Source organism: Ensifer oleiphilus (assembly GCF_013371465.1).
GTDB lineage: Bacteria > Pseudomonadota > Alphaproteobacteria > Rhizobiales > Rhizobiaceae > Ensifer > Ensifer oleiphilus.
In genome coordinates, this window is record NZ_JABWDU010000001.1 from 1,178,877 (window position 1) to 1,197,124 (window position 18,248).

Annotated in this window: 16 protein-coding genes; 9 read left to right on the forward strand and 7 right to left on the reverse strand. The window is 61.3% G+C overall.

Annotated features, from left to right (window positions below; genetic code table 11):
• The first annotated feature begins 129 nt into the window (after window positions 1–129).
• From fabD to gmk, 7 genes are all read left to right on the forward strand, one after another.
• Window positions 130–1,074, forward strand: a complete 945-nt coding sequence (gene fabD, locus HT585_RS05690; RefSeq protein WP_176351976.1) for an ACP S-malonyltransferase — start codon at window positions 130–132, stop codon at window positions 1,072–1,074.
• A gap of 27 nt (window positions 1,075–1,101) precedes the next feature.
• On the forward strand, window positions 1,102–1,839 hold the full coding sequence (gene fabG, locus HT585_RS05695; protein WP_176351977.1) for a 3-oxoacyl-[acyl-carrier-protein] reductase: 738 nt from the start codon (window positions 1,102–1,104) through the stop codon (window positions 1,837–1,839).
• A 335-nt stretch (window positions 1,840–2,174) separates the two neighbouring features.
• Window positions 2,175–2,411, forward strand: a complete 237-nt coding sequence (locus HT585_RS05700) for an acyl carrier protein (protein WP_003531676.1) — start codon at window positions 2,175–2,177, stop codon at window positions 2,409–2,411.
• 221 nt (window positions 2,412–2,632) lie between these two features.
• Window positions 2,633–3,898 (forward strand): beta-ketoacyl-ACP synthase II, encoded by a 1,266-nt coding sequence (gene fabF, locus HT585_RS05705; protein WP_176351978.1) that lies wholly within the window; start codon window positions 2,633–2,635, stop codon window positions 3,896–3,898.
• A gap of 367 nt (window positions 3,899–4,265) precedes the next feature.
• Window positions 4,266–5,453: an endolytic transglycosylase MltG gene (gene mltG / locus HT585_RS05710; protein ID WP_176351979.1), complete on the forward strand. Its 1,188-nt coding sequence runs from the start codon at window positions 4,266–4,268 to the stop codon at window positions 5,451–5,453.
• Window positions 5,454–5,557: 104 nt separating this feature from the next.
• The gene (locus tag HT585_RS05715) at window positions 5,558–6,445 is read left to right on the forward strand and encodes a YicC/YloC family endoribonuclease (protein WP_176351980.1); all 888 of its coding nucleotides are present in this window, start codon (window positions 5,558–5,560) and stop codon (window positions 6,443–6,445) included.
• Between the two features lie 3 nt (window positions 6,446–6,448).
• Window positions 6,449–7,108 carry a guanylate kinase gene (gmk, locus tag HT585_RS05720; protein WP_176351981.1) on the forward strand — a complete coding sequence of 220 codons (660 nt, stop codon included), beginning with the start codon at window positions 6,449–6,451 and terminating at the stop codon, window positions 7,106–7,108.
• A 230-nt stretch (window positions 7,109–7,338) separates the two neighbouring features.
• Here gmk and rsmA read toward each other — a convergent pair whose 3' ends face one another.
• The 6 genes from rsmA to lptF all read right to left on the reverse strand — a co-directional run bounded on the left by rsmA (window position 7,339) and on the right by lptF (window position 14,935).
• On the reverse strand, window positions 7,339–8,166 hold the full coding sequence (gene rsmA / locus HT585_RS05725) for a 16S rRNA (adenine(1518)-N(6)/adenine(1519)-N(6))-dimethyltransferase RsmA (RefSeq protein WP_176351982.1): 828 nt from the start codon (window positions 8,164–8,166) through the stop codon (window positions 7,339–7,341).
• On the reverse strand, window positions 8,166–9,194 hold the full coding sequence (gene pdxA, locus HT585_RS05730; protein WP_176351983.1) for a 4-hydroxythreonine-4-phosphate dehydrogenase PdxA: 1,029 nt from the start codon (window positions 9,192–9,194) through the stop codon (window positions 8,166–8,168). The genes rsmA and pdxA overlap by 1 nt, the downstream gene beginning before the upstream one ends.
• 15 nt (window positions 9,195–9,209) lie before the next feature.
• The gene (locus HT585_RS05735; RefSeq protein WP_176351984.1) at window positions 9,210–10,151 is read right to left on the reverse strand and encodes a SurA N-terminal domain-containing protein; all 942 of its coding nucleotides are present in this window, start codon (window positions 10,149–10,151) and stop codon (window positions 9,210–9,212) included.
• Between the two features lie 184 nt (window positions 10,152–10,335).
• On the reverse strand, window positions 10,336–12,687 hold the full coding sequence (locus HT585_RS05740; protein WP_176351985.1) for an LPS assembly protein LptD: 2,352 nt from the start codon (window positions 12,685–12,687) through the stop codon (window positions 10,336–10,338).
• Window positions 12,687–13,769 carry an LPS export ABC transporter permease LptG gene (gene lptG, locus HT585_RS05745; RefSeq protein ID WP_176351986.1) on the reverse strand — a complete coding sequence of 361 codons (1,083 nt, stop codon included), beginning with the start codon at window positions 13,767–13,769 and terminating at the stop codon, window positions 12,687–12,689. Before lptG ends, HT585_RS05740 begins: the two co-directional genes overlap by 1 nt.
• Window positions 13,766–14,935, reverse strand: a complete 1,170-nt coding sequence (gene lptF, locus HT585_RS05750) for an LPS export ABC transporter permease LptF (RefSeq protein ID WP_077498665.1) — start codon at window positions 14,933–14,935, stop codon at window positions 13,766–13,768. The genes lptG and lptF overlap by 4 nt, the downstream gene beginning before the upstream one ends.
• Before the next feature lie 325 nt (window positions 14,936–15,260).
• Here lptF and HT585_RS05755 point away from each other — a divergent pair, with 325 nt between their 5' ends.
• Entirely contained in the window at window positions 15,261–16,751 is a 1,491-nt protein-coding gene (locus HT585_RS05755; RefSeq protein ID WP_176351987.1) for a leucyl aminopeptidase, read from the forward strand.
• A gap of 41 nt (window positions 16,752–16,792) precedes the next feature.
• A complete protein-coding gene (locus tag HT585_RS05760) occupies window positions 16,793–17,242 on the forward strand; it encodes a DNA polymerase III subunit chi (protein ID WP_176351988.1) in 450 nt (149 codons plus the stop codon).
• A gap of 67 nt (window positions 17,243–17,309) precedes the next feature.
• On the opposite strand, the gene HT585_RS05765 is transcribed toward HT585_RS05760, so the two are convergent.
• Complete coding sequence (locus HT585_RS05765; RefSeq protein WP_176351989.1) at window positions 17,310–18,236, reverse strand: Gfo/Idh/MocA family protein; 927 nt, start codon at window positions 18,234–18,236, stop codon at window positions 17,310–17,312.
• Between the last annotated feature and the right edge of the window lie 12 nt (window positions 18,237–18,248).

The following is an 18,248-nucleotide window of genomic DNA, read 5'->3' on the forward strand; positions in this document are numbered from 1 at the left end:
CAAACTTACGCCTTGATTGGCGAAGATCAAGGGCAAAAGGCCGCCTGAAGCCCGCAAAGCCGGGCCTGCGCGCTTGACTCACCGTTCAGGAATGTGAATGGAGAGGAAAACTAGGGAAGGGACAATCCCATGAGTATTGCATTCACGTTCCCGGGCCAGGGCAGCCAGGCTGTCGGCATGGGCAAGGATCTGGCTGACGCGTTTCCGGAAGCAGCGGCAGTCTTTGCCGAGGTCGATGACGCGCTCGGCGAGAAGCTCTCCGAGATCATGTGGAACGGCCCCGAAGAAACACTGACGCTGACGGCCAACGCCCAGCCGGCGCTGATGGCCGTATCGATGGCGGTGATCCGGGTTCTGGAAGCCAAGGGCCTCGATCTGAAGAGCAAGGTCTCGTTCGTGGCTGGTCATTCGCTCGGCGAGTATTCGGCGCTCTGTGCCGCCGGAACCTTCTCGATTGCCGACACGGCGCGCCTTCTGCGCATCCGCGGCAACGCCATGCAGGCGGCCGTGCCCGTCGGCAAGGGCGCGATGGCGGCGATCATCGGGCTTGAGCATGCTGATGTCGATGCGGTCTGCCGCGAAGCTTCCGCACTTGGCTCCTGCCAGATCGCCAACGACAATGGCGGCGGTCAGCTGGTGATATCAGGCGAGAAAGCTGCCGTCGAAAAGGCTGCGGCACTTGCGTCGGAAAAAGGTGCAAAGCGCGCCCTGTTGCTGCCGGTTTCTGCGCCTTTCCATTCGAGCCTGATGGCGCCGGCGGCCGATGCGATGCGCGAGGCGCTTGCCAAGGTCGAAAAGCACAATCCGTCCGTGCCTGTTATCGCCAACGTCCTGGCCGCTCCGGTCGGTGACGCCGAAGAGATCGCACGCCTCCTCGTCGAGCAGGTGACGGGCCAGGTTCGCTGGCGCGAGACGGTTGAGTGGTTCGCGGCCAACAACGTCACCACACTTTATGAAGTGGGTTCCGGCAAGGTGCTCACCGGACTTGCCCGCCGGATCGACAAGTCCGTCACCGGCATTACCGTCAACACGCCTGCCGATATCGACACCGCGCTCTCGGCGCTTCTGGCCTGAGTGCTCCAGTTATAAGGAATCAATCCGATGTTCGATCTTTCCGGCCGTAAGGCTCTTGTAACCGGTGCATCCGGTGGTATCGGCGAAGAAATCGCCCGCATGCTGCACGCCCAGGGCGCAATCGTCGGCCTGCACGGCACGCGCGTCGAAAAACTCGAGGCGCTTGCCAACGAACTCGGCGAGCGCGTCCAGCTGTTCCCGGCCAACCTGTCCGACCGCGCCGAAGTCAAGGCGCTGGGCGAAAAGGCCGAGGCTGAACTGGGCGGCGTCGACATCCTCGTCAACAATGCCGGCATCACCAAGGACGGCCTTTTCGTTCGCATGAGCGACGAGGACTGGGACAATGTGCTGGAGGTCAACCTGACCGCCGTGTTCCGCCTGACACGCGAACTGACCCACCCGATGATGCGCCGCCGCTTCGGCCGCATCGTCAACATCACCTCGATCGTCGGTGTCACCGGCAACCCGGGCCAGGCAAACTACTGTGCCTCGAAGGCCGGCATGATCGGCTTTTCGAAGTCGCTCGCTCAGGAAATCGCGACCCGCAACGTCACGGTCAACTGCGTTGCGCCCGGCTTCATCGAGAGCGCCATGACCGGCAAGCTCAATGACAAGCAGAAGGACGCCATCATGGGAGCGATCCCGATGCGGCGCATGGGAACCGGTGGTGAGATCGCGTCTGCCGTCGTCTACCTCGCTTCGAACGAAGCAGGCTACGTCACCGGCCAGACCATTCACGTCAACGGTGGCATGGCAATGATCTGACGTGGTGTCCGGGGCCCCGCATGCCGTCCACGCCAACCGGCGCGATCCCGGCCCGCAATGCTCCGGTATCTCCCTGCCAAATGCCTGAAATTCAATGTTGAGCAAGCGATTGTCAGGCATTTTCGCACTTTGCGGCAGAGTTAAACCGTGTTAATCGGGCCATGACTGTTAGCAGTCGACCGGCCCCGCCAGGTGTCCGGCAGCCTTGGCTGCCTTGGGTTTGCCGCGGTTCTGGTTGGATGGATTGCCCGTTGGACCGTCTTGGTCTATCAGGCGTATTGAGAGTACCGGTGCCAGAAAGGCGCCCAGAGAAACGAAGGTCGAGGAACTCCGACATGAGCGATATCGCAGAACGCGTAAAGAAAATTGTTATTGATCATCTTGGCGTCGACGCCGAAAAGGTCAGCGAAGGCGCAAGCTTTATCGATGACCTCGGCGCGGACTCGCTCGACACCGTCGAACTGGTCATGGCATTCGAAGAAGAATTCGGCGTCGAAATCCCGGATGATGCCGCGGATTCGATCCTGACTGTCGGCGACGCAGTCAAGTTCATCGAAAAGGCCCAGGCCTAATATTTCACGGCCAAGCCGTAGACGGGCCGCGTTCAGCGGCCCGTACCAGCCCAGGGAAAGTGGGCGGTCCCGTGCTGAGCGCGGGGTTCTCGATCAGCAATGCGGTCCGGCATTTCCCTCTGATCGTTGCTACAAGAACTTAAAATGGATGCACGGATCGGGTTCGTCACACGTGGTCCGATCCGGCTCTGAAATTGAACAGTCAGGGTGGGTCGCGGACTATGAGACGTGTCGTTATCACCGGTACCGGCATGGTATCTCCTTTGGGTTGCGGTACCGAGGCAACTTGGGCGCGCCTGATCGCGGGCGACAACGCTGCGCGCAGGGTCACGGAATTCGAAGTCGAAGATCTGCCCGCGAAAATTGCGTGCCGCCTTCCATTCGGCGACGGCTCGAACAACACCTTCAATGCCGATGACTGGATGGAGCCGAAGGAACAGCGCAAGGTTGATTCCTTCATTGTCTACGCGATGGCCGCTGCCGACATGGCGCTGGCCGACGCGGGCTGGAAACCCGAAAACGACGAAGACCAGATTGCGACCGGCGTCCTGATCGGCTCGGGCATCGGCGGTCTCGAAGGCATTGTCGAAGGTGGCTACACGCTGCGCGACAAGGGCCCTCGGCGCATCTCGCCCTTCTTCATTCCCGGCCGCCTGATCAATCTTGCCTCGGGCCAGGTTTCGATCCGCCACAAGCTGCGCGGCCCTAATCATTCTGTCGTGACCGCCTGCTCGACCGGTGCGCATGCCATCGGCGATGCGATGCGCCTGATCGCGCTCGGCGATGCCGACGTCATGGTGGCCGGTGGTGCCGAATCGCCGATCTGCCGGATTTCGCTGGCCGGTTTTGCCGCCTGCAAGGCGCTGTCGACGCAGCACAATGATGATCCGCAAAGGGCATCGCGTCCCTACGATGTCGATCGTGACGGTTTCGTCATGGGCGAAGGCGCCGGCATCGTGATCCTGGAAGAGCTGGAACATGCCAAGGCGCGCGGCGCGAAGATCTATGCCGAAGTCGTCGGCTACGGCCTCTCCGGCGACGCCTATCACATCACGGCGCCGTCCGAAGATGGCGATGGTGCCTACCGCTGCATGCAGATGGCGCTGAAGCGCGCCGGACTGACGGCGGCCGACGTCGACTACATCAACGCCCACGGCACCTCGACCATGGCCGACACGATCGAGCTGGGTGCAGTCGAGCGGCTCGTCGGCGAACATGCCTCGAAGATTTCCATGTCGTCGACCAAGTCGGCAATCGGTCACCTGCTGGGTGCTGCCGGTGCGGTCGAAGCAATCTTTTCGGCGCTGGCGATCCGCGACAACATCGCGCCGCCGACGCTGAACCTCGACAATCCTTCCGTCGAGACCAAGATCGACCTGGTGCCGCATGTTGCCCGCAAGCGCGAGATCAATGTCGCTCTGTCGAACTCCTTCGGCTTCGGTGGTACAAACGCCTCGCTGGTTCTGCGCCGCTACACCGGCGCCTGATATTGCCGAGGTTATCAACGGGGCGATGTTCGTCACAGCCCCGTTGATCCTGCTTTTGCCGCATTGCTCGCTACAAGCATGTAGCAGGAGGACGTGCCGCCTTTCTGAAGGGATTGGCACTGCCTGACGGCTATGTTCGCGCAAGGCACATCTGACAGTCTGTTGTATCGCTATTGCCGCGCGCATGCTGGCTGTCGTCGAGCGAAAATGCCGTTGACTGGCAGGTGCGCCGAAACCATTTATTCCACTGCCGGCCCAAAGGGCGGGCTGCGGCTCAAACGATTTGATTTATACCTGCCACGGTCCAGGCCGAAATTCGCACCGCGGCAGCTAGAGTGAGGATGCGAATTTCGGGTTCGGGACAATCGTGAGCGACTCAAACGAGAACGGCGCGGCGCAATTCGGCCGCAGTGACACCGGGAACAACGGGCCGATCATTCCGAAATCGGCCAGCGAAGCCTTGCGGCCCGAGAAGGCGCCGCAGCCGCCGAAGCGTTCGCGCAAGGCGCGCAGCCAGGTTGTGATCTTCCTGAATTTCGTCATGACCGTTATTGTTTTCGCCGCACTCGCAGCGGCCGGTGCGGTCTACTACGCCATGCACCAGTACGAGAAGGCAGGCCCATTGGAGGCCAACAAGAACTTCATCGTCAGAAGCGGCGCGGGTATCAGCGAGATCGCCAGCGGTCTCGAACGTGGCAACATCATCACCGATGGCCGCGTCTTCAGGTTCGTCTCGGAGGCTTACCTCGACAACGACACGCTCAAGGCCGGCGAATATGAGATCAAGGCCGGGTCTTCAATGCAGGAGATCATGCAGCTGCTGAAATCCGGCAAGTCCATTCTCTATTCCGTGTCGCTGCCGGAAGGTCTGACCGTCAAGCAGATGTTCAGCCGGTTGTCCGCTGACGAAGTCCTCGTCGGCGATCTGCCGAAGGAACTGCCTGTCGAGGGCTCGTTGAAGCCGGACACCTACAAATTTACCCGCGGCACCAAGCGTGTGGAAATCGTCCAGCAGATGGCGGCCGCCCAGAAGGCATTGGTCGACCAGATCTGGGAGAAGCGCGATCCGAACCTTCCGGTCTCGACCGTCGAAGAGTTCGTTACGCTTGCCTCGATCGTGGAAAAGGAAACCGGCCGCGCCGACGAACGTCCGCGTGTTGCCTCCGTCTTCATCAACCGGCTGGACAAGGGCATGCGCCTGCAATCCGATCCGACCATCATCTACGGAATTTTCGGCGGCGACGGGAAACCGGCGGACCGGCCGATCCTGAAGTCGGATCTCGACAAGGATACGCCTTACAACACCTACATCATCAAGGGTCTGCCGCCGACGCCGATCGCCAACCCGGGTCGCGCGGCGCTTGAGGCCGTTGCCAATCCGTCGCGCACACCGGAGCTCTACTTCGTTGCCGACGGCACGGGCGGCCACGTTTTTGCCGTCACGTTGGACGAACACAACGCCAATGTTCGCCGCTGGCGCAAGGTAGAGGCCGAGAAGGCAGCCGAAGCGGCAAAGGCCGCGCAGGACGCGGGGACGGCGGCGCAGCCCCAGTAGCAACAGCCTTGCATTGTGGACGGATTTATCACGGCGCGGATATCCCTTGCGGGATACCGCGCCGTCGCCTTATTGCTTCTCCAGAAAATGCAACGGAGGTGAGGATGCCGCTCCAATCGATGACCGGCTTTGCCCGGAGAGAAGGCAGCAGCGGCCGCCATCGCTGGGCTTGGGAATTGCGCTCCGTCAACGGTAAGGGCCTTGATGTCAGGCTACGCTTGCCGCAGGGGCTTGAGCGGTTCGAGCCGGGTGTACGCCGGCTTGCTGCGGAATTCTTTTCCCGAGGCAATCTGCAGGTCAGCCTGTCCGTCAGCGGAGCGGAGAACGTTGTTGAAGCGGTGGTGAACCAGGCGGCGCTGACGGCTGTCCTAGGTCTGCGTGAGCAACTCGGCGACCTCGTCGACCCCGCGCCGCTCAAGTTCGACACGCTGCTGGCGATCCGGGGCATCGTCGATTTCCGTGAGCCCGAGGAGAGCGAAGCGCAACGTGCCGCCCTCGACGACGATATCATGACGGGGCTCAAGCTTGCTCTGAGCGATCTGCGCGATATGCGCGAGGAAGAGGGCGGTGCGCTCTGTCAGATCCTGCTGGGGCAGGTCGATACCATCGAGACGTTGACGGCAACCGTCGAAGCCGATCCTTCGCGCAGTCCGGCGGCAATAGCCGAAAAGCTGACGCAGCAGGTGGCGCTGGTGGTGGGCAACGGCTCTTCGCTCGATCGCGACCGGCTCTATGCCGAAGTGGCCCTGCTTGCCACCAAGGCCGATCTGAGAGAGGAGCTGGACAGGCTTGGCTCTCATGTTGTCGCTGCCCGCGACCTGCTTTCGAAAGGCGGGCCGGTCGGCCGCAAGCTTGATTTCCTGGCACAGGAATTTAACCGGGAATCGAATACGATCTGTTCCAAGTCGAATGCGGCTGCGGTCTCTGCCGCCGGCATCGAGCTGAAAGTCGTGATCGATCAGTTCCGCGAACAGGTTCAGAATCTGGAGTAACGTATGAAATCGGCGACACCTTCGCCCATCAAGATCGCCCGCCGCGGGCTGATGCTGGTCATTTCCTCACCTTCGGGGGCGGGAAAGTCGACGATCGCGCGCAACCTGCTGGAAGCCGATCCCGAAATGAGCATCTCGGTCAGCGTGACCACGCGTCAGCGTCGTCCAAGCGAAATTGATGGCCGGCACTATCACTTCAAGTCGATCCGCGAGTTCGAAGCAATGCGGGCGACCGACTCGCTGTTGGAATGGGCTGAGGTTCACGGCAATTTCTACGGCACGCCGCGCGATGCCGTCGAAGCGGCGATGGCCGCCGGCCGCGATATGCTCTTCGATATCGACTGGCAAGGCGCCCAGCAGCTTCAGGAGAAGATGGCCGGCGACGTCGTCTCGATCTTCATCCTGCCACCGTCGATGGCGGAGCTGCAGTCGCGGCTGCATCGCCGGGCCGAAGACAGCGAGGAAGTGATCGCCACGCGCCTGGCCAATTCGCGTGCTGAAATCGAACATTGGCGCGAATACGATTACATCGTTCTCAACGACGATCTCGACCGTGCCTTTTCGTCAGTGCGCGCGATCGTCGAGGCGGAACGCCTGCGTCGGGACCGGCGCCCTGGCCTGTTCGAATTCGTTAATGGGCTTCTGACGGAAAATCCGTTCTGAGATCGCAATGACGGCCGGGTAATGCCGGCCGTTCACCCTGGAGCGGGTGCCCCACAAGCGTGCGCGCAAGGCGATGCGCCTGATCATTCTTCACGAAAAATGCTAATGCGGCTTTGCGTCAGGAAGCGCGTGGAAACAAAGAGATAGAGCGTCTTGGTGATTCCGTTTCACCGGAAGCGCTCACGTCCTCCATCCAGCCCCCAAAAAAAGACCCGCTTGTGCGCGAGAGCTTAGAGGCAGTTTGCCAGCCGGCAGAATTCGTCCACGGAAAGGGTTTCCGCGCGCCGCTGCGGGTCTATATCGGCTTTTGCCAAAAGCGTTTCGCCACCGAGTGGCTTCAAGCTCTGCCGGAGCATCTTGCGACGTTGGCCGAAGGCGGCATGGGTGACCTTTTCGAGCGAGGTCACCGCGCACGGGATAGGATTGGCAATCGGCTCCAGATGCACCACTGAAGACGTTACCTTTGGCGGTGGCGTGAAAGCCTGGGGCGGCACGTCGAAGGCCATGCGGGCGTTCGTCCGCCAGCCACACAGGACACCCAGGCGGCCGTAGTGGTCGTCGTCCGCATCAGCGACGATCCGCAAGCCCACCTCGCGCTGAAACATCAGTGTCAGCGATTGCCAGAAGGGGGGCCACGTCTTTGGCAGGAGCCAGTTGACGAGAAGCTGGGTGCCGACATTGTAAGGCAGGTTGGCAATGATCTTGACGGGGCCGCCACCGCTGATCGCCTCGAAATCGATCTTCAGCGCATCGCCTTCGATCACCTCAAGCCGGTCCGGATAGTGATCGGAGATTTCGGCAAGTGCTGGCAGGCAGCGGGAATCCCGCTCGATCGCCACGACTTTCCTAGCACCCAGCGCCAGGATCGCGCGCGTCAGGCCGCCGGGCCCTGGGCCGACTTCGATGACCGTCACATCCTCGAGCGCACCGGCCGTCCGGGCGATCTTCTGGGTGAGATTGAGGTCGAGCAGGAAGTTCTGCCCAAGCGCCTTCTTGGCGTCGAGGCCATGGCGCTGAATTACGTCCCGGAGCGGCGGGAGTCCGTCGAGAGCGGCCATCAGACGATAACTCCTGCGGTATTCTTGGAAAGCTCTGCCGCGAGCGTCAGGGCCGCGACCAGGCTGTCGTCACGGGCGACACCCTTGCCGGCGAGACTGAAAGCGGTACCGTGGTCGGGCGACGTGCGGATGAAGGGAAGGCCAAGCGTGACGTTGACGCTGTCGTCGAAACCAAGTGCCTTGGCCGGGATCAGCGCCTGATCGTGGTACATGCAGATCGCGACGTCGTAAGTCGCGCGCGCCCGGTCGTGAAACATCGTATCGGCGGGCAGCGGCCCGGTGATGTTGATGCCTTCCGCGCGCAACCGCTCGACGACAGGTCGGATGATCGCATCGTCCTCGGTGCCCAGAGCACCGCCTTCACCTGCATGCGGATTGAGCCCGGCGATCGCCAGCTTCGGCTTGTGGATGCCGAAGCGCGTGCGAAGGTCGGTGGCGGTGATTGTGCAGGTCCGGTAGATCAAGTCAGCTGTGAGCTGGGCCGGAACGTCTTTCAGTGGTATGTGGATCGTGACAGGCACGGCCCGAAGCTTGGGGCCGGCCAGCATCATCACCGGCAACAGGGGTTCGCCGGTGGCCCTCTCTGCGAGATCCGCCAGGTACTCGGTATGGCCCGGAAAGCGAAAGCCGGCGACATAGAGCACGGCCTTGGCAATGGGGTTGGTGACCACGGCCGAAGCTTCGCCATTCATGACCAGCCGCACCGCGGTGTCGATGGCACCCGTTACGGCCGGCGCGTTGGCAGAATCGGCCTCGCCAGCGATGACGGGAGCCATGCAGCGGACGGGCAGAACGGGCAGGGCACCATCAAAATGGGCGACTGCGTTCGCGCAATCGGTCTCACGGATCGAGACCTCATGGCCGAGCAAGTCGGCTCTGGCGGCCAGGGCGGCGGGATCGCCGATGAAAACGAACGGCGGGGTTGAGCGTTCGCGGCGACCAAGCCACGCGGTCAGGCTAAGGTCCAACCCGATCCCGGCAGGATCGCCCATGGTCAGGGCGAGGGGCCCGCCGGTCGTATCGCGCATGTTTGCCCGCTGATCTTACTTGTTGACGATCTGCGCCTTCGTGCGCAGTTCCTCGAGATATTTTTCGCTGTTCGGATCTTCGCCGCCGGCCTTCTTCTTGCCGAGGTCCTCGGCGCGGAAGACGATTTCGGCGGCGGTGTCGTCATTGACCTGGCGCTTCTTGCAGATGGCGAGAAACTCGACGCCCTTTTCGGTCACGCGCGTTCCCGTCGTGTTGCCGTCGCCGGCCTTCTCGACAAGCGGCTTCCATTCGTCCGGCAATTGCTGGGCCAGCATGCGGCCGAGATCGCGAATGGAAACGTCGCGATAGTTCGCCGCAAAAACCTTTGCCGTATCGCATCCCGGGAACTGGGCACGCGCTGCGTTGGCTTCCGCTTGACGCTTGCCGGTGATGGCGCCGCGCTTCTTCTCCGGAATGACGAAGATGACCTGCTTGAAATAGTATTCCGTCGTGACGGGCTTGTTGCCGCCACCCTCCATCATCCGCTTGACGAGATCGGCACCCTGCAGCCGGCTTCCGCTACCGAAGCGGAAATTGACGGCGCGCGGCCAGCTCATCTGCACCGCGATGAACTGCTTGAAGTGGTCTGAGCCAACACCGGCCTGGTCGAGAATCTTGCCGAGTTGCTCGGGAGAGAGCTTGTTGCCGGCCGCAAAGCGCGCAAAGGCCGCGTCCACGTCCTGCGTGCTGACCGACTGGCCGATCCGTGCGATTTCTGTGCGCTTCAATACTTCGTCGACGAGTTGCTTCTTGGCTTCTTCTGCACCACCGCCCTGGCGTTGCAGGCGAAGGAAGGCGACGCGCTTGGCAATGTCGCCGGAGGTGATCACGGTGTTGTTGACCGTTACCTTCACCTGGCTCGCAGCCTGCGCGCTGGCGCAAACGGCGATGCTCAGGCTGCCGGCCAAAGCCATTACCGAAAGCGTCCTCAAGATCGACATTTTCCCGCCCATCATCTTTTCCTGTCCTTGGCGCGGTCGAAACGTTGCGCTTCGATCCGCATCCCGGCTCACGCCGTTGTTCTATCTTGTCGGAGGGAATGCATAATACATGCGGCCAAACGATGACAAGACCGTTTGGCTGGCCCGATAGCCGGCAGAGGGGCAATCCTTTGGCGAATGCCCCTCCGGCTAAAGTGTATCAATAGTAGTCCAGCTCTTCGAACTTGGTGTCGCCGACATTGACGTCGCCGAGTGTACGGAAGCTGATGCGGGCACCAATCGACCAGTCGTTCGCAAGCGTACTGTCGGTATCGCGTTCCTGCTTGTAGACGAGCGAGAACAGCGTGTCCTGATCGTCATAGGTGATGCCGAAACCGTTGCGCGATATGACATCGTTGTTGATGTCGTAGGTTATCGCGCCGAAGACCGACCAGTAATCATGGAACCTGTAGGCGGCCGCGGTCTGGATTTCGTCCTGATCGCTCTGCGAGCCATAAAGCGGCTGCGCCTCGATGCGTGTATAGGTCATGGCTGCCTGCCAGGTCAGGCCGAGATAGCCGACGGTGGCATCGGCGCGGCGCAGCGCCAAATCCTCTTCGTCTAGACGTCCGGCAAGATTTGCCATCAGGCCAGACGGCGCATCGATACCGAACATGGCGACGTAGTCGGACCGTTTGCTTTCGAGGCCCGAATTCGCTCCCGCCTTGACCAGGTCGTCCGTTGCGAACGAGTTCAGGCCGCCGAGATGGTAGGATTGACCGACGATGCCGCGCAAGCCGTAGCCGCTGTCGAATGTCCCTGTATAGCGAAGACCGACATTGGCGCGAGTGCCGCCTTCGATGCGGTCGAAGCCCGAGAACTTGTCGCGATCGAACAGGTTGGTCGCGTCGAAGACGAAGCTCTGCGCATCCTCGTTGGGTAGGCCGCCGGCATATTGCTCGTCGGGACGGGCATAGACCTGGGCGATCGGCTCAAGGACGTGGCTGCTATTGTCGCCCACGAACAGGATCGGGTAGCGCGCCTCGAGACCTGCCGTCAGCATGCGCCGCGTTGCGGCATCGCTGTTGTTGTAGTCCCCCGTATAGCCGGCACCGGGGTCCGTCATGTTCAGGCCGAGCGCGTCACCGCGAGCGGCCAGCAACGGCGTCAGGACGATCCCGCCCGGAGCGATGTAGGTGCGCTTCCATTCGAGTTCCGCAGTCAGGCGGTGCGATGTTCCTTCGAGACCACGGTACCGATTGACCACGCCCGGAATGGAATCGAGGTCTAGCCGGTTGCGCTTTATGTTGGTGAGGTTCACCGTTCCCGAAAGTTCGCCGCCCAGTACTGGCTGAGGTGCCTTGTAGGAATAGTCCAGAACCTGTGCTGCCGGCTGCTGGTTTTCGGCGACGCTGTTTGCGTCCGCGTCCTGAATGTCGAAATAGAAGGCGCGCAGGTCGAAATAGTTCCGCTTGCCAAGGCCGGTCAGGTAGGCTTGGTTGACGTAGGTCGTTCCGTCGAACGTCGACAGTTCATAGGTCTTGGCGAAGTTGTTGTCGGACTGAACGAGGACGTTCCAGCCGAAAGTCCAGCGCGGATTGATCTCGAAATCGCCCTTGGAGGCGATCATGCCGCGATTGGTTTCGAGCGCATCGACCGTGCCGGGCGTAAACCGGCTCCTGTCGAGCTGGCTGATGCCGGCAACGCTCAGGGTGTGAAGGCCGTTGTGGAATCTCTGGCGGAACTCGCCTTCCAGCAGGAAGCCCTGCCGACTAAGGCCGGTCAATGTGGCAGTCGCGTCCATGTGGGGCGATATCGCCCAATAATAGGGAACGCCGACGCCGGCGCCGAGCTTCTGCGTGTAGCGGAACTTTGGAAACAGGAAGCCGCTCTTGCGCTTCACCGTGTGGTCCGGAAGCTCCATCACCGGAATATAGGCGATCGGCTTGCCAAATAGCTCGAACCGGGCATTTTCCAGCCTGATCGTCCGCGTGCGCCCGTTCTGGACGACGCGTTGCGCCTTGATGTGCCACAGCGAACGATGATCGGGCTTCGTCGTGCACGGTGTGCACGCCGTGTAGACGGCCTCGTTGAGGATGAATTCTTCGCCGTTCCGGCGCTCGCCGCTGGTCGCAGCAAGCCGCGTCAGATCTGTCGTCTCGATGCGCATGGCATCGACGAAACCGTTGCCGAAGTCGTCGGTCACATCCATCTTTTCGGCGTAGACGACATTGCCGCCCGGCTCGATCAGCTGGATTTCACCGGTGGCATGAATGCGGCCCGACTTCTGGTCGTATTCGACCTGCCGGGCCACCATCTTGTAACCGCCGTAGTCGATCTGCACGTTGCCGCGCACGATCACTTTCTCGGCGTCCTTGTTGTAGACAAGCTCATTGGCGGACAGAAGCAGCTTGGCATCTTCCGGCATGTTCGGGCGCAACGAATCAAGGCGCTCCGAAGTCTGCTGCGCGAGCGCGGGCGCACTCATTCCCATGGCAAGTGTCTGCAGCGCCACGCCTGCGAACAGGGCAGCGTTGATCAGCTTTGTACGTTTGCGGTTGCCTGCCGCCACTAGCCGTCCTCCTGGTTTAAAAGAATCGTCGAGCCCAGCGCCATCGCTACAACAACTGGCAACCAGGCTGCAACGAAAGGAGGCACAATACCGCTGCTCCCGAATGCTTTGACAAGCACGGTGACGACATAAAGCACGAAGCCCGATAGGATTCCACCGAGAATTACCGAGCGGGATTGGTTGAACCGGCTAAATTTCAGCGACACGCACGCGGCAATCAGCGTCATGGCGACAAGCAGCAGCGGCAAGGACAAAAGCGAGTGGAATTGGGTTTCCATGCCGTTGGTCGAAAAGCCGAAGGAGCGAGCCACTTCGATCTTTCGAGGGAGGTCGAAAAACTGAATGGAATCAGCCTTTGCAAGCCTTTCCTGAACAAACTCGGGCTTCAGATTGGTGCGCAGCTGTGCCGTTTGCAGACGACGAGGCAGCTGTCCGCTGCGTGTTTCCGCTACATCGTTAAGAAGCCAGTAACCATCTTCGAGTTTCGCCGAGGCGGCATCCTGTCTCAGAATGATCGAACCCTGTGGATCGAAGTGGATGACGGTGACGTTGATAAGGGTCGTGCCGCCGTCTTGAACCGAGCGGGCGCCAATGATCGTATCGGTGCCCTGGTAGATCTGTCTGAGCCACGGGATCGAGCCGGCATCCGAGGTCCGCGACGAACCAAGGGCGGCAAGCATGGCCTCTTCCTTCTTGGCTCCCCAGGCTGCCAGCGGGTTGAGTGCGAGCACGGCGAGCACGCCGAACAGGAAGGCGCCAAGGACCAACGGACGCAGGAACTGCCATACCGAAATGCCCGCAGCCCGGGTGACGACGAGTTCGTAACGCCTGTTGAGCGAGATCAGGGCGGCCATCGCAGAGAAAAGCGCGACGAAGGGAACGGTCTGCTGCAGGATGGTCGGGATCCGGAAGGCGCTGATCAGCAACGCGGCCGTTATCGAATAATGCGGCAGGTTTGACAGGCGGCTCGCCTGTTCGCTGAAGTCGATGATGAAGACCAGCGAAAAGATGCCAACCAGAAACCAGAAGGTTGTGACTGCGTAACGGGTGAGGAAGTAGCGACCGAGCGTGGTGAAGATCACGATGCGTTGCTCCCGTCGGAGGCCGGTCGCACGAGGCGAAGGCGCACCATCAGCTCGGACAGCTTTTCCTGCCAGGTCATGGGAATGTCGAGGCGACGGTTGCTGGCGAGCTGATGAATGGCAAGCGCGCCAGTGGCAAGGGGAACGACATACATCAGCGGAACGAACCAGACCGAATCTTCGGCACTGTTGCCCGCATAGAAAGTCATCCAGCGAATTACCAGGGCGGAGCCGAGGGCGCTGACCATCGGGTGGACGCGCGCCTCGCGGTGCGAGCGGGCATCGCTGCAGAAGACAAGCGCGACCAGGCCGAACAGCAGCGGGAACGTCCATTCCGTCAGGCGGCGGTGCAGCTCGGCGGTGAAGGCAAGCGGGTTACCCTGATAGACGGGATCGTTGGGGTCCGGGTTGAAAAGATTGGGAAGGTCGCGATCCTTGGCGCGAATCGTCGCTTCGCGCGTCGTCTTCGTCATGTCGGCGAGATCGAAGGCGTAGGAATCGAACTTGATGATCGACACGCCGCCGTCGGGCAGCTTTCGCTGAACTTCGCCGTCCTTCATCACGAGCGCCGAGCTCTTCTCGTCCACGGCACCTTCGCGCGCATAATAGACGAGTTCGAAAGCCGGGTTGCGCGAATCGGCGACGAAGATCCCTTCGAGAACGCCACCGCCGCGTCGGCCGCCAACTTGCACATAGAGACCGTCGGTAATCTTGCGGAAGGCATTCTCCTGGACGACCGAGGACAGCAGGTCCGCATTGGCCGTTGCCAGCATCTTGCGCACGGCGACGCGCGAATAGGGCTCGACAAAATTGTCGACCACGAAAGAGAGGACGCTCAGGCCGGCGGCGAGAAGGATGATCGGACGGATGATCGTCATGCGCGAGCTTCCGGCGGCATTCAGCACCGTCAACTCCGAATCGGTGTTCATCGTCGTCAGCGTCTGAGTAACGCCGATGACGAGCGCGAACGGCAGGATGATTGGCACCACCGACGGCAGGATGAGCGTTGCCAGCTTGAGGAAGGCAAAGACGGACTGCCCGCTATCGGTCACCAGATTGACGTTGGTCAGGGCCTGCGTCGTCCACACGATGCCGAGCAACGGCAAAAGTGTCGCGAGGAACATGGTCAGGGCACGCCGGAAAATGTAGCGTTCGATCAGCTTCATGTCCGTTTCCGGTCCAAATTCCTGCTCATGTTTCCGTGCCGCGCCGCCGCATCGAAACGCTTGTTTCTACCGCCGCCATCAGCGGGAACCGTGTTTCCGTCTCGCGTCCGCCATTGCTCGAATTGTAAAGCAACTGGGATAATTTAAGGCGAAGAACCTCGGTTAACCGCATGTAAACATCTGCGGGCATCTTGCCAAGCCGTTGAAAAGCGAGAAGGGTGCCGACCACAGCTTTGACGGCGGCAGACGGAGCGAATGTTTGTCACTGTAACCGCCCGGTAACAGGTGCGAGCGCCTAAGACCGAGAAATGCCCGGAGTTTTGTAATGTCTATGAAATTTGAGTTCACCTTCGCCAAGTCTCATCGCCCGGCGGGTGGTGTCGCAGTCCTTTTGAAAGCGACCGTTGGACTGGCAGCGGGCGCCGATGTCGCCGATCCGGAAGGCGTTCTGGCCAAGGCGGCGAAGATCAAGAAGTTCAGCGGCAAGGCATTCTCCGCCCTCGATATCCTTGCGCCGCATGGCTCGCCCGCAGACCGGATCCTGGTGCTTGGCCTCGGTAACCCTGATGCATTGACCGATCACGATTGGCTGAAGGCAGGCGGCGCCGCAGCGGCGAAATTGCGTGGGGCGGAAAAGGCCACGATCTTCATCGACGTGCCCGATCTCGAAGTCAGCGGCAAGGCGGCGGCCGACTTCGCACTCGGCATGGAAATGAACGCCTACAGTTTCGATGGGTACAAGACGAAAAAGGCCGACGACGAGGCTAAGCCCGCGGGCAAGCCGGTAAAGGTCACCATTGTGACCGGCGCGGTGATTGCGGCGAAGAAGGCTTTTGCGACGGCGCAGGCGGTCGGCGAGGGCGTGTTCCTCGCCCGCGACCTGGTCAACGAGCCGGCAAACGTCCTCGGCCCGCTGGAGTTCGCAGCCAAGGCGAAGGAGCTGGAGAAGCTCGGCGTCGAGGTGGAAATCCTCACCGAAAAGGAAATGAAAAAGCTGGGAATGGGCGCACTTCTCGGTGTAGCCCAGGGCTCGACGCGTCCGCCGCGACTGGTCGTGATGCAGTGGAAGGGCGGCAAGTCCAAGGAACGCCCGGTTGCTTTCATCGGCAAGGGCGTCGTGTTCGATAGCGGCGGCATCTCGATCAAGCCCGCGGCCGGCATGGAAGAGATGAAGGGCGACATGGGTGGCGCCGCGGCCGTCACCGGCTTGATGCACGTGCTGGCGGCACGGCACGCCAAGGTCAACGTTGTGGGCATCATCGGGCTTGTGGAAAACATGCCTGACGGTAGCGCGCAGCGCCCGGGCGATATCGTGACTTCGATGTCCGGACAGACGATCGAGGTCATCAACACCGACGCCGAGGGACGTCTCGTGCTGTGCGATGCGCTCTGGTATTGCAACGACCGCTTCAAGCCGCAGGCGATGATCGACCTCGCAACGCTGACCGGCGCGATCATGGTCGCGCTTGCGACCCATCACGCCGGCCTGTTTTCCAATGATGACCGCCTGGCGGGCCAGTTGCTGGCCGCCGGCATTGCCACGCAGGAGCGCCTCTGGCGCATGCCGCTTGGCAAGGAATACGACAAGATGATCGACAGCAAGTTTGCCGACATGAAAAACACCGGCGGACGGTATGGCGGCGCGATTACGGCGGCTCAGTTCCTGAAGCGCTTCGTTGGGGATACGCCCTGGGCGCACCTCGACGTCGCCGGCACGGCCATGGGTTCGCCGACCGACGAAGTCAACCAGTCGTGGGCGTCGGGTTTTGGCGTTCGCCTGCTCGATGAACTGGTCCGCGCGAGCTACGAGTCCTGAGCGGCAACGCAAGCCGTGACGAAGGCCGTGGAGAGATCGGTATGACCGAGATCCTTTTCTATCACCTGACGGAATCGAAGCTCGAGGACGCGCTTCCGCCGCTTCTCGACAAGAGCGTCGAGCGCGGCTGGCGCGTGGTGGTGCAGACGGTCGACACCGAGAGGCGCGATGCGCTCGACACGCATCTCTGGGTCTACCGGGACGAGAGCTTCCTGCCGCATGGGACCGATGCCGGGGACCTTGCTGCCGAGCAACCGGTTTTACTTGTCGCCGACGAAGGCAACCACAACGCCGCTACGGTTCGCTTCCTTGTCGATGGAGCCAATCCGCCACCGATCGAGACCTATGAGCGAATCGTCTTCATGTTCGACGGCTACGACCAGCAACAGCTCGAAGCCGCCCGCGGGCACTGGAAACGGCTGAAGGGTGAGGGCCATAGCCTCACCTATTGGCAGCAGAACCGCGATGGCCGATGGGAAAAGAAGGCCTGACCAGCACACCCGAATTGCTTGACTGTGACAAAGCCCACGCCAAACCGTGGGCTTTGTCTTTCGGCGGCTAATCGTGGAAGGCTTCAACGAACTTGCGACGGCCGAGCATGAACGCATCGGCGACATGCCGCAGTGGCGCGAGGTCGACGTCCGATGTCTTGGCCCTGATGATTTCGGCGAAACGCTTGTAGAGCATCGGATATTCCTGCTCCGGTTCCTCGTGCACGATCTTGCCGTCGATTGATAGTTTCGCGCCACCTTCCGACAGCACCATTTCGCCGGCGCTGGTCTGCGCTATGATGTCCCAGCTCTGCTTGCCGGTCTGGCGCCAGTCGAATTCTGCCGAAACCGCCAGCTTGTCCGCATCGGTAAACGCGATCGTGGCGGCGATGGGGGCGTCGCGGTTTTCCGGGAACTCCAGGGTCGCAGCGGTAATGAACACTGGTCGCGGCAGAATGTGCGTGACGATCGACAGCGCATTGATACCCGGATCGAAAATGCCAAGGCCGCCCGCTGCCCAGATCCATTCCTGGTTCGGGTGCCACTGCCGAACATCCTCTTTCCAGACGATCTTCACGTCGCGGATTGTCGTTGCCGCGAGAAACGACCTTGCCGCCTCAACGGCAGGCGCATAGCGCGAATGCCAGCTCGCAAACAGGGAAAGCCCCTTGGAGGCCGCGAGCGCTTCGAGGTCTGCGACCTCGCTCAAGGTGGCGCCCGGCGGCTTTTCGAGGAAGACGTGCTTGCCCGCTTCAAGGGCAGTGCGCGCCGCCTCGTATCGGTATTGTGGCGGCATGCAGAGCGACACCGCATCGATGGCGGGAACGGCCTCCAGCATTGCTTCGATTGACTTGAAATTATCGATGCCGTCGACGGTGCCGTGGCGGCTCGCCGCGGCAATCAGCCGGTAGTCGCCGTTCTTGGCGATGGCAGGCAAATGTTGGTCACGAACGATCTTGCCGACGCCGACAAGCGCGATTTGAATTGGAGGCATGGTGTTTCGCTC

What these genes read in the sequence shown, in the direction of transcription:
- HT585_RS05700 (WP_003531676.1), top strand. Translation starts at nt 2,175, where the DNA reads ATGAGCGATATCGCAGAACGCGTAAAGAAAATTGTTATTGATCATCTT.
- HT585_RS05735 (WP_176351984.1), bottom strand. Translation starts at nt 10,151, where the DNA reads ATGATGGGCGGGAAAATGTCGATCTTGAGGACGCTTTCGGTAATGGCT.
- HT585_RS05765 (WP_176351989.1), bottom strand. Translation starts at nt 18,236, where the DNA reads ATGCCTCCAATTCAAATCGCGCTTGTCGGCGTCGGCAAGATCGTTCGT.
- pdxA (WP_176351983.1), bottom strand. Translation starts at nt 9,194, where the DNA reads ATGCGCGATACGACCGGCGGGCCCCTCGCCCTGACCATGGGCGATCCT.
- rsmA (WP_176351982.1), bottom strand. Translation starts at nt 8,166, where the DNA reads ATGGCCGCTCTCGACGGACTCCCGCCGCTCCGGGACGTAATTCAGCGC.
- fabF (WP_176351978.1), top strand. Translation starts at nt 2,633, where the DNA reads ATGAGACGTGTCGTTATCACCGGTACCGGCATGGTATCTCCTTTGGGT.
- gmk (WP_176351981.1), top strand. Translation starts at nt 6,449, where the DNA reads ATGAAATCGGCGACACCTTCGCCCATCAAGATCGCCCGCCGCGGGCTG.
- HT585_RS05755 (WP_176351987.1), top strand. Translation starts at nt 15,261, where the DNA reads ATGTCTATGAAATTTGAGTTCACCTTCGCCAAGTCTCATCGCCCGGCG.
- fabD (WP_176351976.1), top strand. Translation starts at nt 130, where the DNA reads ATGAGTATTGCATTCACGTTCCCGGGCCAGGGCAGCCAGGCTGTCGGC.
- fabG (WP_176351977.1), top strand. Translation starts at nt 1,102, where the DNA reads ATGTTCGATCTTTCCGGCCGTAAGGCTCTTGTAACCGGTGCATCCGGT.
- lptF (WP_077498665.1), bottom strand. Translation starts at nt 14,935, where the DNA reads ATGAAGCTGATCGAACGCTACATTTTCCGGCGTGCCCTGACCATGTTC.
- HT585_RS05760 (WP_176351988.1), top strand. Translation starts at nt 16,793, where the DNA reads ATGACCGAGATCCTTTTCTATCACCTGACGGAATCGAAGCTCGAGGAC.
- HT585_RS05715 (WP_176351980.1), top strand. Translation starts at nt 5,558, where the DNA reads ATGCCGCTCCAATCGATGACCGGCTTTGCCCGGAGAGAAGGCAGCAGC.